The following is a 14125-nucleotide window of genomic DNA, read 5'->3' as shown; positions in this document are numbered from 1 at the left end:
ACACGACATGTTAAAGCAGTGGTTTAAGTCAGGTTCTCCTTGGATATGGATGACAGGTGGTGCAGTAAGTATCAGTTTGATTTCTGTCTTAGGGTTATTAGCAATGATTGCTTGGAAAGGGTTAAGCTTTTTCTGGCCATCACAAGTAGTGCAATTAGAGCTACAAGGCTCGGTTGCGCAGCAAACCGTAATTGGTGAAATATACGACCGTGAAATGGTGCCTAAGTCTCGTCTTGAGGCAACCGGTGTTGATTTATCTGGTTATGATAAAGAGCAACTAGAGCGTTATTTAATTAAAACCGGTAACCGTGAATACGTTGATTTAGATTTTCGTTGGGTGTTAGAAACCGACATAAAATCAAATACCATGCCTGCGACCCTAGCTGTATTTGAGCGCAGTAAAAACGGTAACTTCTATGGCTACGTTGAACAGGTAATAAAAGACGGCCAAGTGATTACCGATAATAAAACTGAAGTATTAGAAGAATTAGTTGAACGTGCCGTTGAGCTTAATGAGCAAGCTCTTGATTTGCAAAACGGTGACATTGGTCATATTAACTATCAATTAGAGCGTTTACGTTTACAAGAGAAATCGTATTTACTTGATGATGCATTGACCGATGAACGAGTGGCTGAGCTTGCGCAACAGCGTGCAGATCTAAGAGCCGAGTATGGCGTACTTGAAAAGCAATTGTTTGCACTGCGCAAACAAGCTAAGCGTGATCAGGTAACCGTGAAAGATATGCGCGGTGAAATTGTTACTTTGCCTTTATATCAGGTTTTGGATTTTTGGTTTCCTAATGACATGAGCTTTGTTGCAAAGCTAGGTCACTATTTTGTACAACTAGGTAAATTTGTTTCAGATGATCCGCGTGAAGCTAATACCGAAGGTGGTGTATTCCTGGCAATCTTTGGTACTGTTTTTATGGTAATGTTGATGGCTGTAATCGTAACGCCGTTTGGGGTTGTAGCAGCTATATACTTACATGAATATGCGGCTAAAAATGCGGTTACCAAGATGATCCGTATCGCGGTCATTAACTTGGCTGGTGTTCCTTCAATTGTTTACGGTGTATTCGGCTTAGGATTCTTTGTTTATGTATTAGGTGGCAGTTTGGATCAATTGTTTTATCCAGAAGCCGCACCTAGTCCAGTATTTGGTACTCCAGGGGTACTTTGGTCTGCTTTAACGCTTGCTATTTTAACGCTGCCTGTGGTGATTGTATCAACCGAAGAAGGCTTATCACGTATCCCAAGTACGGTTCGTCATGGCTCTTTAGCACTGGGCGCAACGCAAGCTGAAACGTTATGGCGTATTATCGTGCCAATGGCCAGTCCTGCGATTATGACCGGTTTAATATTAGCGGTAGCGCGTGCTGCCGGCGAAGTTGCACCATTGATGCTAGTGGGTGTGGTGAAAATGGCACCGACATTACCGCTCGATGGTAACTTCCCGTATTTTCATCTAGATCGAAAGTTCATGCATTTAGGTTTTCATATATACGATGTTGGCTTCCAAAGCCCAAATGTTGAAGCGGCGCGTCCGCTAGTGTATGCCACCGCATTCTTATTGGTATCAGTAATTATTACACTGAATATCACCGCGATAGGCATACGTAACCATTTACGTGAAAAATTTAGATCGCTTGATCAATAATTAGTAAAGATTCTATAGGTAACAAACATGATTACAGTCGCTCCACAAGTAAACCAATCAAGCACGAGTTTGAAATTGGACTTAGACAATTTAAGCACCGAGCAAACGGCACTCGAGATCAAAAACTTAGATCTTTACTATGGTGAAAAACAAGCGCTTAGCTCAGTGAATATGAATATTCCAAAAGGCCAAGTAACCGCATTTATCGGACCATCAGGGTGTGGTAAATCTACGTTATTGCGCTGTATTAACCGTATGAATGATCTGGTTGATATTTGCCGTATTGAAGGTGAAATTTTACTACACGGACAAAACATCTATGACAAAAAGGTAGATGTTGCAGCGCTGCGTCGCAATGTTGGTATGGTATTTCAGCGTCCGAATCCGTTTCCTAAATCAATCTACGAAAATGTGGTTTATGGCCTACGCTTACAAGGTATCAAAGAAAAACGTAAATTAGACGAGGTGGTTGAACAGTCACTGCGAGGTGCGGCACTGTGGGATGAAGTAAAAGATCGGCTTCACGATAGCGCATTTGGTTTGTCAGGTGGTCAGCAGCAACGTTTAGTGATTGCACGCTCTATCGCCATTGAGCCTGAAGTATTATTACTCGATGAGCCAACATCAGCATTGGATCCTATTTCAACACTGGTAATTGAAGAGCTTATCAACGATTTAAAAAATAAGTTTACCGTTGTTATCGTAACCCACAACATGCAACAAGCAGCGCGGGTTTCTGATCAAACGGCCTTTATGTACATGGGTGAATTAATAGAGTACTCAGATACCAATACGTTATTTACTACCCCAACGAAAAAGAAAACGGAAGATTATATCACCGGTCGTTACGGCTAGGCTGAGTCAAACTGTTTTTGGGTTACGTTAGCGATTTTGATAAGAAGGTAAACAATGGAACACAATATTAATAAGCATATTTCTGGCCGCTTTAACCAAGAGCTAGAAAACGTTCGTAATCATGTATTAAGCATGGGTGGCTTAGTTGAGCAGCAACTTAATAGCGCGCTTGATGCGGTAAGTAATGGCGATGCTGAGTTAGCGCGTAAAGTGCGTGAAAACGACTATAAAGTAAACGCCATGGAAGTAAATATTGATGAGGAATGTACCCGTATCATTGCTCGTCGTCAGCCAGCTGCAAGTGATTTACGCTTAGTGGTCGCGATTGCTAAAACTATTGCCGATTTAGAGCGTATTGGCGATGAGGCTGAGCGTATTGCTAAAGTTGCGCTAGATTCATTTACTAAAGATCAGCAAGATTTATTAGTTAACATCGAAAATATGGGTCGCCAAGTTTCAAAAATGCTGCATGATGTACTCGATGCTTTTGCACGTATGGATGTACAAAAAGCATTTGAAGTACACAAAGAAGATGCCAAGGTTGACCGTGAGTATGAAGCAATTACTCGTCAAATTATGACCTATATGATGGAAGATCCACGTTCAATTCCAAAAATTATGGATTTAGTTTGGTCGGTACGTTCATTGGAACGTATTGGCGACCGTTGTCAAAACATCTCTGAATATATTATTTACTTTGTTAATGGCAAAGATATTCGTCATACATCTCAAGAGGATATAGAAAAATCGTTATAGATTTTTTGATACCGTCTTGTTTTATTAAAGCGGCCAATGGTCGCTTTTCATGTTTTCGTTATAATTATAATGCTGTAGCGGCAGCTGTGATGTAATAAAAGCATTCACAATCGCGGTGAATGCTGTAAAATTCACGCCGCAAAGCATACTAATTTGATTTAAGGGTCAGTTATGCCTACAAACGCATTTTTAGGGGTATTCGCAAAATCTCCTATAAAGCCAATGGAAGATCACATCAAGAAGGTACATCAAGCAAGTAAAGCTTTGATCCCTTTTTTCAATCATGTATTTAAAGAAGAGTGGCAACAAGCAGAAGAGATTCGTTTGAACATTCGTACTTTAGAACGTGAAGCCGACGACATGAAAAGAAATATACGTTTACAATTACCGCGCGGTTTATTTATGCCGGTAGAGCGTACAGATTTGCTCGAACTCGTCACCCAGCAAGATAAAATTGCTAATAAAGCAAAAGACATTGCTGGTCGTGTAATTGGTCGTGAGATGACCATTCCAAAAGAAATTCAAGTTAACTTTTTAGCCTATGTAACTCGCTGTGTTGATGCAACTAAACAAGCATCAAACGCAATCAATGAGTTAGATGAGTTACTAGAAACTGGTTTTAAAGGTCGTGAAGTGACCTTAGTAGAAAAAATGCTCGTTGAATTGGATGCAATTGAACAAGACACGGATGATATGCAAATCATAATACGTCGCCAATTACGCGACGTCGAAGATGAACTCAATCCTGTAGATGTAATGTTTTTATATAAAATCATCGAATGGGTCGGCGAGCTTGCGGATATCGCAGAACGCGTTGGTTCGCGTCTTGAGCTGATGTTAGCTCGGTAATTTACACTCAGTTCAATAACGAAAGATTAGGGTTACACAATGGATATCATTGCATCTTATGGCACGGTATTAATTTTAATTGCCGCAGCAGTCGGTTTTTTTATGGCTTATGGTATTGGCGCGAATGACGTTGCTAATGCGATGGGCACATCGGTAGGTTCAAAAGCATTAACTATTAAACAAGCTATTTTTATAGCGATGATTTTTGAATTTGCAGGCGCCTACTTAGCTGGCGGCGAAGTAACATCGACAATTCGTAAAGGCATTATCGATTCTACGCCGTTTTTAGACCTGCCAGAACTTATGGTATTAGGGATGATCTCGGCATTATTTGCAGCGGGTAGTTGGTTGCTAATAGCTTCATTCTTAGGTTGGCCGGTATCAACCACGCATTCAATTATTGGCGCTATCATCGGATTTGCCTTAGTTGCAGTTGGCAGCGAAGCGATTCAATGGGACAAAGTTGCAGGTATTGTGGGGAGTTGGATTGTTACCCTGGCGATTTCAGGGTTTATTGCCTACTTAATATTTATGAGTGCGCAAAAGTTAATTTTTGACACCGATGCGCCACTTAATAATGCCAAACGCTATGTGCCTATTTACATGGGTTTAGCCGGTTTTATCATGTCTTTAGTAACCATCAAGAAAGGTTTAAAGCACATTGGTATTAATTTAGGTGCTGTTGAAGGTTATGCATTAGCAATCGGTATTGCTGTTATTGTTGGTATTATTGGTAAAATCGTTATTTCTCGGTTAAAGATTGATCCAAAAGCCGATAAGAAAATGCAATTTAATAACGTTGAGAAAGTATTTGCTATCTTAATGGTATTAACCGCATGTTGTATGGCATTTGCTCATGGTTCTAATGACGTGGCTAACGCGATTGGTCCGTTGGCTGCAGTTGTAAACATTGTTGAAAATAACGGTGAGATAGCTAAGCAAGCGACAATCGCATGGTGGATTTTACCACTAGGTGGTTTCGGTATTGTTGCAGGCCTTGCAATTTTAGGCAAAAAAGTAATTAAAACGATTGGTGAAGGCATTACGCATTTAACACCAAGTCGTGGTTTTGCTGCTGAATTAGCTGCTGCTTCTACAGTTGTAATTGCATCGGGAACAGGCTTACCAATTTCTACTACACAAACCTTAGTTGGCGCGGTATTAGGGGTAGGTATGGCACGTGGAATTGCTGCACTTAATATGGGTGTGATCAGAAACATTGTAGTTTCTTGGGTAATTACATTGCCAGTTGGCGCTGCCCTTGCTATTGTTATTTTCTACATACTGAGAACTGCCTTTGGAGTTTAAATCCAGCAGTCTTTAAGTATTACAGACTTTTAGCTTGAAAAGATCTCAACGCCCTTGGTGTTGGGGTCTTTTTATTTGTGGGTACAAAAAGTATGACGAACTTACCAAGTATTAAACAGCTGCAGTATTTATTGGCAGTTCATCAGCATCAACATTTTGGCCGCGCCGCAAGTGCGTGTTTTATTGGTCAATCAACACTCAGCAGTGCAATTCAAACCCTTGAAGAAACACTCGGTTGCCAACTCATAGAGCGTGAAAATCGTAGTTTGATGTTCACAGCCATCGGCGAAGAAGTGGTAGAGCGGGCACGCAAAATTATTGACGATACGCTAAGTGTTAGAGAGCTGACTAAAAGCCATTTAACACCGCTAAGCGGTACGCTCACCCTCGGAGTTATTCCAACGATTGCTAGTTTTATTGCGGCACCTCTATATCACCTTTGTCAGCAACAGTTTGCTGATTTAGAGTTGGTACTGGTTGAAGACACCAGTGATAGCTTGTTAGATAAACTCGAGCATGGCCATATCGATATGGCGCTGTTGGCACTACCTTACGATACTGATAAATTTCATACTCAAGTACTCGCGCAAGATCACTTTTGCTTAGTACATCATAAAGACTATTTACCTGCTAAGAATATAGAAGATTTTAACTTGTTACCGGAAGCCAGCGTGTTCTTATTAGAGCGAGAACATTGTATGACAGGGCACGCATTAAGTGCTTGTCATTTAAATCGTTCAAGCTGTATCAATCCGTTTGAAGCGGCGAGCTTACACACCTTACTTAGCATGGTTGAGCACCAGTTCGGTGTGACTTTCTTACCGCAAATGGCGATTAACGCGGGTATTTTAGCGAACAAAAACATGCTTGCCACTCCCTCACAAAGTGACGCATACCGCGATATTGGCATTTTATGGCGCAAAACAACTGGTCGTATTCGAGATTTTCGTTTATTTAGCCAAATGCTAGAAAGCTTTTTAAAGCAGCAATGTCGTTTAATGGCAGATGAATAGCTCATTTAGGTGAGCTTTTTTATTTATTTTCATTTATTTTTATCTTTTCCAAACTATCTGCTTCACTCTATCGACTAACCTCATAAGTAAAATAACTAAGCATCGAGAATCGTGTTTTTTCAATCAATAGAAACATTAATCGCCAAAGCACAACAAGGAAATAAGCGCGCCTGGCTTAAGCTGGTTAAGCAGCATGAAAGCCAAGTTTATAACTATTGTTTGCGGATGCTAAGTAACCCAGATGATGCCATGGACTTAATGCAAGAGGTGTTTATTTCGGTGTATAAAAGTCTGCCGAACTTTCGTGGTGAGTCGAGTTTTAATACTTGGGTATTTCAAATTGTGCATCGGCGTAGCGTTGAATACTACCGCCGTCGCAAGCATTATCAGAGCTTAGATGATGTGCCAGAACAGGCCTGTGAACACAGTGAATTAGAAGGCAATAGTGTAGCTCAGGCCCAGCATCAGCAATTAAAAAGTATGTTGAATAAGTTACCGTGGGAGCAGCGTTTAGTGGTGGAGTTGAAATTTTTCCAGCATTGCACCTTTGAAGAGATTGCTGAGCAATTAGATATTTCAACTAATACTGCTAAGTCGCGGTTATACAGTGCATTAGGAAAATTAAAAGTTCATTTGGAGGCCGTAGATGGCTAGTTTAGAGTCGCTTTTTGAGCAATGGTTAGATGGTAAAGTTTTGAGCGATAAACAATTGCAGCAGCTCGAAAATACTCCCGAATATGCAGCGTTGATGAGCCAAGCGCAAGTATGGCAACAGCATAGCCGTGACTATAAGGCTGTACCTGTACCAATCTGGGATCGCCAATCAACAATATCGCAGTTCTCTGCTGTGCGTCTGTTTAGCGTCGCTGGAGCGTGGGCTGTTGCAGCATCAGTATTGGTTTGTTCGTTAATCTTTTTAGTTTTACCGCAATCAGATGCGCAGGGGTTACTTACACAAGTAACGAAACAAACACATTTATTGCAGTCTCAACAAAAGCAAATTGACCAAATGCAAAAAATTATTACTGCGCAAAATCAATTGCAGCAACAGCAGATGTATCAATTAGCAAAAGAGGCCATTGCAACAGGACGAGTTGAACGCCAAGAAGATATTGCCAGTTTAATCACTTACATCAAAACCCAGCGAGCTCAAGATCAAGCGTACCTACGGATGCAATTAAATGATTTAGCCGAACAAGTACAAGAGCAGCCTACAGCCGCGATTGCGAAAAATTAGGAGTATAGAGCATGAATAAAAAACTTATCAGCAGCGCCATAATGGCCATACTTGGGTGTTTAAGTGCTAATGTATCTGCGCAAGAACCAGCGGAGTTGGCATCAATACAGCGTGAAGTAGCAATAATGGAAAACATTTTAAGCAGCGCGTTAAAGCAAGATACCAATAAAAGGATCCGTGCGATTCAAGCCAACTATTTTGTTAAGCAGGGAGTGGTATTTGAGCTGGACGTAAGAGGCTCTAGCCGCTGGCAGACTATTTTTAGTAACGCACCTAATGCGCCGTTACCACCGCTGCCTGAAATTGATTTTGCTAATATGGATATTGAAATTATCAGTGATCAAGTAGAGTTTATTACCGAAGATGTTGTTGAATCATCACGAGAAGCTTATCAACAAGCGATGGAACTAATGCGTGAAGGCGCAGAACAAGTGCGCGAAATTGCAGAGCAAGAGCGTGATGTGGGCCGAAAGTTGCGGGATTTAGAGCGTGAAAAGCGCGATTTAGAGTTTGCCAGCCGCCATGATAATAGCGCCGAAGAGAAACAGCTTGAACAACGCAAAAAAGCGTTAGAAAAAGATATCGCGAAGCTGGAAAAACAACAAACTACACTCACTAAACAGCAGCAACAGCTACGCCAAAATATCAATGCAAAGCATGCAGAGCGTGAGCAACAACAAGCCGCAGAGCAACAACAGTTACTGGAGCAAGTAAGCACAAGTATCAGTCTTACGTTATGTGATTACGGTAGTGGTTTACGTAGTTTGCCAAACGACGAGCATGTGAGTTTTGTTCTTAAAGGGCTCGGCGATAAAAATACGAGTTTAATAAAAGTATTTAATAAATCAGATATTAAAAAGTGTGTCGCTGGCGATATCAAAGCCAGCGAACTGACTAAAAAAGCTATTAGCTACCAATTTTAATTAGCCGAGCTGATATTAACTGAGCTCAATTAATAACTTATCCCTGACCAACAAGCAGCCGTGTTACAAAGGCTGCTTTTCGTTATGCCCTTCATATTCAAACTGTTTATTGAATGGCGTAATATCTGGTAAAAATAACAAATAAACCCACACCACTAAGTTAAAGTAGGGGATCAAACCTAAGCAGGTAAAAGTTACAACCGGGTAACCTTTGATACTGGCATATCGATAGCATTGGTAAGTTATCCCTAAGTTTACCGCTAATAGTAACACTATTAATTGCATCATAATTCACTCCATAAATTGACAATGATACTAATAACAACATGTTAGTTTGTGAGTGGCATGTTGCTATGATTTAACGATGTCATGTGAAATTTCGATTATCATCATAATCACAAGACATTTATCGCCCGATGAGCAAAGTATAGATGAGTTATCACAAGATGGAAGTAAAAAAATGCGTAGATTTGTATGAAAAGTTCGCTATTTTAGCTAGGTGGTTGTTCGTAAAAAGTTTTGTTTTGATAAATTTTTTGTAACTGATGTTTGATTTTTTCTACGGACACTGGGCGTGAAATAAAGTAGCCTTGGCCATAATCAACACCTATTTCTTTTAGTGCTAAAAAGATCTCTTCATTTTCAACATATTCAGCAACTGAACGCTTATTGAGCGAGCGACTAATATCGTTTATTGCTTTAACTAACGCCAAGTCGATTGGATCATTAAGCATATCGCGAACAAACGAACCGTCTATTTTTACGTGTTGAGCTGGCAGTTGCTTAAGATAATTAAAGGTGCTAAAGCCAGTGCCAAAGTCATCAATTGAGAAATGACAGCCCAAGCGATTGAGCTTTTCGATCATCGCACGAGTGGCAGTTAAATTATTGATACTGGCGGACTCGGTGATCTCAAAAATAACCCGGGTAGGGCTGATATCGCACTTTTCAAGGGTCGATTCGATATGCGGTAATAGGCGTTCATCTAAAAACGATTGCGCAGATAGGTTTATTGCAACTTGATTTAGCTCAGGGTTAGCGGCAATGGCAGAAATTGCATTGCTGATCACACATTGATCCATTAAGTAAGTGTCGTTCAATAATTCAAGTGACGGAATAAATTGGTTTGGATAAACCAGTTCACCGTCTAGTTTTAAGCGTAACAGTGCTTCAAAATAAGCGACACCACCATGTTTAAAGTCCCAAATCGGCTGGTAATGTAATTCAATTTGGTTTTGTTGCAATGCTTGGCGAATGCTGTGTCCCCACTCTAATCCAGCTTGCAAGGTGTTATGGCTGGCATCTTCTTTAGAGTAACAATGAACCAAATTACGGCCTAAGCTTTTAGCAACGTACAAGGCAATATCAGCTTGTTTTAAGCATTCACTCGGATCATGGTTCGCTGCTGTTATTTGCGTTAAGCCAATTGAGCAGCTAATTGAATAAACTTGTTCTTCAGATTTAAACTGATGACCTTCAATAGCCATGCAAATACTTTCTGCTATCAAGTGTGCATCAAGCAGATTCATATTATTTAAGATCACCGCAAATTCATCACCACCAATGCGACACACTAAGTGTTCATCACTGATATTGGCGTTAAATAGGTGCGCAACTTCTTTAAGAACTATATCGCCTTGTTGATGGCCTTTACTGTCATTAATTATTTTAAAATGATCGAGGTCAATATAAATTAAAGCGTGTTCTATGTCGCCATTAGTGCGTTGCGGCTGGCAAATTCGATTGAGTTGTTGATCAAAATAATAGCGGTTATGTAAGCCGGTTAAGGTGTCATGTAGCGCTAAATGGCGCAGCTGTAATTCAGCTTGTTTGCGCTCATGAATATTATCTATTGTGGCGGTGATCGTGGCAGCATTACTGCTGTTTTTGATTAGTTGTAAGCGGCACTCAACCCAAATAGCTTGACCATCTTTATGAATAATTTGCACTTCAACCTGCTGTTGCAAGGCACCGCCATGCAAAATACTGCTAATTGTTTGCAGTAGTTTATCTTTGCAATCATTGATACAAAAGTCAGAGAGTGCTTTGCTCAAGGTTTGTTTTATGCCAAACCCACTGAGTGCTTCCCACGCAGGGTTGATAAAACGAATGCGGCCTTGTTCATCAAATTCAAGCACCACAGTATTAAGATGTAATAGTATCCGCTGATGGGCTGAAAATAGCTCCTTATAGCGGCTTTGACTTTGACTTAGTTGTTCTACTTTTTGTGCAAACTCTGCATAACTGACCATAAAATCTTCACGGCGCGCAGCATGGTCGCATACTTTACTTAACAAGGTTTGTTCATACGGTGCACGAATAAAATCAGTAACCCCTGAAAGCAATAGTTGTTCAGCATGATCGGCATCTTTCGTGTCTATAATGGTTACAATGGCTTGTTTTGGGTTGTGTTGTAAAATCTCTTCAACTAATTGACTGGCAGCTCCTGCGTGTGCTGCGGTTGCATCAAGTAACACAATGGCAAACTTTTGCTGCAAATAGATTGATAATGCTTGTTTATTACTAGAAACATGGGTGCAGGCAAAGTTTAGCTGTAATTGTTGCGCTATTTCAGCTGCTTTGTCACTGTCGGTTTCGAGCAGCAACAAGTCTAAACGACTACTTTTTTCTAAATGCGTTGATAACACATTTGCCAGTACCTGTGGCAGCATATCTTGGCGTTCAAATGGCAATACTGCATCTATGCCATAACTGCGTGCTGTCGTTTCGGCTATTCGCTCACAATAGATAGGCGGAGTTAGTACAATTGGTGTATTTTTTGGGGTTTTTAATAACCCTGAACGGATCATCCGAGAAAATCGCCAACCATCTATTTTACCAACATTAAGACCGGTAATAATGACATCGACCGCTTGAGATTTAAGAATTTCGAGGGCTTGCTGGCTATCGGCTACTTCAAGGAAAGTAAATACATTGAGCCGATTTAAGGTTGACTTAACAGCCTGACGCTCAGCGACACTGGCGTTTAAGATCAGCAAAGTTAGCTGCTTAGCCATTTATGTCACACCTCTTATAAACCTAGAACTAATTAAGTTGAGTAGAATAATGCCATTTGTCTCGAACCACAAGAGAACATTCCATTGTATTTTAATTAAAGCCGTTGGTTGAGCTAATAGCGCGATGCAGTTAAACTTGGCGCGACTTTTTTGATCTGGATATATCCTATGCGTGTGGCTGATTTTAGCTTTGACTTACCTGATGAATTAATTGCTCGTTTTCCTAAACAGGATCGAACCAGCAGTCGCTTATTAACCTTAGATGGCCCAAGTGGCGCTGTAGAACATAAAATATTTAGCGATATTATTGATTTAGTAAATGAAAATGACTTGTTGGTATTTAACAATACCAAAGTGATCCCTGCTCGTATGTATGGCCAAAAAGCGTCAGGTGGCAAAGTTGAAGTCTTAGTGGAGCGAGTGCTTGATGAGCACCGCGTGCTGGCTCATGTACGAGCAAGTAAATCACCAAAACCAGGTACAGAACTTATTCTCGAAGGTAAAGCGCAGGCGACTATGGTGGGTCGTCATGGCGAATTGTTTGAACTAGAGTTTAGCGATAGTCAAAATGTACTGGAAATTTTAAACGATATTGGCCATATGCCACTGCCACCTTATATTGACCGTCCAGATACTGACGAAGACCGCAAACGCTATCAAACAGTCTACGGTGAAAAACCTGGCGCGGTTGCAGCGCCAACTGCTGGCCTACATTTTGACGATACGCTCATGGCAGCAATAAAAGCTAAGGGCGTAAACATGGCATTTGTTACTCTGCATGTTGGCGCGGGCACATTTCAGCCGGTACGCGTAGACTCGGTTGATGATCATATAATGCACTCCGAATACATTGAAGTGCCTGATGATGTTGTTGCAGCAGTCGCTGCAACCAAAGCTAACGGCGGCAGAGTGATTGCGGTAGGCACAACTTCGGTACGTTCATTGGAATCAGCAGCTAAGATACATGGCGGCCAATTAGCCAGTTACTTTGGTGACACCGATATTTTTATTTACCCAGGTTATCAATTTAACGTAGTTGATGCCATGGTCACTAATTTTCACTTGTCAGAATCGACATTGATCATGTTGGTTAGTGCATTTGCTGGGCAAGATAATATTATGAGTGCATACCAAACTGCAATTGCACAAAAATACCGCTTTTTTAGCTACGGCGATGCGATGTTTTTAACCCGTAAATAGTTTTTTCTATAAAAGCACTTAAAGCCCAGCCTTGCGTTGGGCTTTTTAGTTTTGATTTTTGCACTTTTAATTTCAGCTTTGAGCCCAATTAATAGTAATGGTTTTACAAAAAGGGTAGAATCGAGCGGTTAAATTATAGCTTGTTGGACTGTTTTTCTGACATTTGAGGATGATATGAAGTTTGAATTAGACCGTACAGACGGTAAAGCCCGCCGCGGCCGCTTGATTTTTGATAGAGGCGTAGTCGAAACGCCAGCATTTATGCCAGTAGGTACTTACGGTACTGTCAAAGGTATGACCCCAGATGAAGTCAAAGACACTGGTGCGCATATTTGCCTAGGTAACACCTTCCATTTAATGCTTCGCCCTGGTACTGAAATCATCAAGCAGCATGGTGGATTACATGGTTTTATGAATTGGGATAAACCGATTTTAACCGACTCAGGCGGTTTTCAAGTGTTTAGCTTAGGCGCAATGCGTAAAATTACCGAAGAAGGTGTATTGTTTAGCTCGCCTGTTAACGGTGAAAAAATTATGCTTTCACCAGAAAAAGCCATGCAAGTGCAGCGTGATTTAGGTTCAGACATCGTAATGATTTTTGACGAATGTACGCCTTATCCTGCCACCGAAAAAGAAGCTAAAGATTCAATGGAGTTATCACTTCGTTGGGCTAAGCGTTCAAAAGAAGGTCACGGTGACAATCCATCAGCTTTATTTGGTATTATCCAAGGTGGTATGTATCCGGAGTTGCGTGCTCAGTCACAACAAGGTCTTGAAGAAATTGGTTTTGATGGCTACGCACTCGGTGGTTTATCGGTCGGTGAGCCAAAAAATGAGATGATTAACATTCTTGATCACTGTGCTTATAAAATGCCAGAGAACAAACCCCGTTACCTTATGGGTGTAGGTAAACCTGAAGACTTAGTTGAAGCCGTTCGTCGCGGTATCGATATGTTTGACTGTGTAATGCCAACTCGTAATGCGCGTAATGGTCATTTATTTATAACCGGTGGCATTGTGAAAATTCGTAATGCTGTGCACAAAACAGATACCGGCCCACTTGATCCTGAGTGTGATTGCCATACTTGTAAGAATTACTCGCGCGCGTACCTACATCATCTTGATAAATGTAACGAAATTTTAGGTGCACGACTAAACACAATTCATAACTTACGTTACTATCAGCGCGTTATGGAAGGTTTACGTAATGCGATCGGTGACGGTAAGTTAGATGAATTCGTAAATGATTTTTATGCACGCCGCGGCCAAGAAGTGCCAGAGCTTGCAGATACCACAAATTAAATTTAAAA

General features: G+C 40.9%; 13 protein-coding genes. 11 read left to right on the top strand and 2 right to left on the bottom strand.

Annotated elements, in window-relative coordinates:
* The first annotated feature begins 7 nt into the window (after positions 1 to 7).
* The 9 genes from pstA to P4S61_RS06745 all read left to right on the top strand — a co-directional run bounded on the left by pstA (position 8) and on the right by P4S61_RS06745 (position 8598).
* On the top strand, positions 8 to 1657 hold the full coding sequence (gene pstA, locus P4S61_RS06785) for a phosphate ABC transporter permease PstA (protein WP_337118002.1): 1650 nt from the start codon (positions 8 to 10) through the stop codon (positions 1655 to 1657).
* A 27-nt stretch (positions 1658 to 1684) separates the two neighbouring features.
* Positions 1685 to 2512, top strand: coding sequence for a phosphate ABC transporter ATP-binding protein PstB (pstB, locus tag P4S61_RS06780; RefSeq protein WP_145238219.1), 828 nt, complete (start codon positions 1685 to 1687; stop codon positions 2510 to 2512).
* Positions 2513 to 2566: 54 nt separating this feature from the next.
* On the top strand, positions 2567 to 3268 hold the full coding sequence (gene phoU / locus P4S61_RS06775; RefSeq protein WP_064668157.1) for a phosphate signaling complex protein PhoU: 702 nt from the start codon (positions 2567 to 2569) through the stop codon (positions 3266 to 3268).
* Positions 3269 to 3439: 171 nt separating this feature from the next.
* Positions 3440 to 4117 carry a TIGR00153 family protein gene (locus tag P4S61_RS06770; protein ID WP_145238222.1) on the top strand — a complete coding sequence of 226 codons (678 nt, stop codon included), beginning with the start codon at positions 3440 to 3442 and terminating at the stop codon, positions 4115 to 4117.
* Between the two features lie 39 nt (positions 4118 to 4156).
* Positions 4157 to 5425 carry an inorganic phosphate transporter gene (locus P4S61_RS06765; RefSeq protein ID WP_337118001.1) on the top strand — a complete coding sequence of 423 codons (1269 nt, stop codon included), beginning with the start codon at positions 4157 to 4159 and terminating at the stop codon, positions 5423 to 5425.
* Between the two features lie 92 nt (positions 5426 to 5517).
* On the top strand, positions 5518 to 6438 hold the full coding sequence (locus P4S61_RS06760) for a hydrogen peroxide-inducible genes activator (protein WP_149980528.1): 921 nt from the start codon (positions 5518 to 5520) through the stop codon (positions 6436 to 6438).
* Positions 6439 to 6549: 111 nt separating this feature from the next.
* On the top strand, positions 6550 to 7092 hold the full coding sequence (locus tag P4S61_RS06755; protein ID WP_182719203.1) for an RNA polymerase sigma factor: 543 nt from the start codon (positions 6550 to 6552) through the stop codon (positions 7090 to 7092).
* A complete protein-coding gene (locus P4S61_RS06750; protein ID WP_337118000.1) occupies positions 7085 to 7675 on the top strand; it encodes a hypothetical protein in 591 nt (196 codons plus the stop codon). The genes P4S61_RS06755 and P4S61_RS06750 overlap by 8 nt, the downstream gene beginning before the upstream one ends.
* A gap of 11 nt (positions 7676 to 7686) precedes the next feature.
* Positions 7687 to 8598, top strand: a complete 912-nt coding sequence (locus P4S61_RS06745) for a hypothetical protein (protein WP_337117999.1) — start codon at positions 7687 to 7689, stop codon at positions 8596 to 8598.
* Positions 8599 to 8661: 63 nt separating this feature from the next.
* Here P4S61_RS06745 and P4S61_RS06740 read toward each other — a convergent pair whose 3' ends face one another.
* Complete coding sequence (locus P4S61_RS06740) at positions 8662 to 8886, bottom strand: hypothetical protein (protein WP_145238241.1); 225 nt, start codon at positions 8884 to 8886, stop codon at positions 8662 to 8664.
* A 203-nt stretch (positions 8887 to 9089) separates the two neighbouring features.
* The gene (locus P4S61_RS06735) at positions 9090 to 11615 is read right to left on the bottom strand and encodes an EAL domain-containing protein (RefSeq protein ID WP_337117998.1); all 2526 of its coding nucleotides are present in this window, start codon (positions 11613 to 11615) and stop codon (positions 9090 to 9092) included.
* Positions 11616 to 11783: 168 nt separating this feature from the next.
* Here P4S61_RS06735 and queA point away from each other — a divergent pair, with 168 nt between their 5' ends.
* Positions 11784 to 12815 carry a tRNA preQ1(34) S-adenosylmethionine ribosyltransferase-isomerase QueA gene (gene queA, locus P4S61_RS06730; protein ID WP_145238247.1) on the top strand — a complete coding sequence of 344 codons (1032 nt, stop codon included), beginning with the start codon at positions 11784 to 11786 and terminating at the stop codon, positions 12813 to 12815.
* Between the two features lie 174 nt (positions 12816 to 12989).
* A complete protein-coding gene (tgt, locus tag P4S61_RS06725; RefSeq protein WP_145238250.1) occupies positions 12990 to 14117 on the top strand; it encodes a tRNA guanosine(34) transglycosylase Tgt in 1128 nt (375 codons plus the stop codon).
* Positions 14118 to 14125: the final 8 nt, after the last annotated feature.

Source organism: Pseudoalteromonas sp. B160 (assembly GCF_037162485.1).
GTDB lineage: Bacteria > Pseudomonadota > Gammaproteobacteria > Enterobacterales > Alteromonadaceae > Pseudoalteromonas > Pseudoalteromonas rhizosphaerae.
The sequence above is the reverse complement of the archived record's forward strand: the minus strand, read 5'-3'. Positions and strand labels throughout refer to the sequence as shown.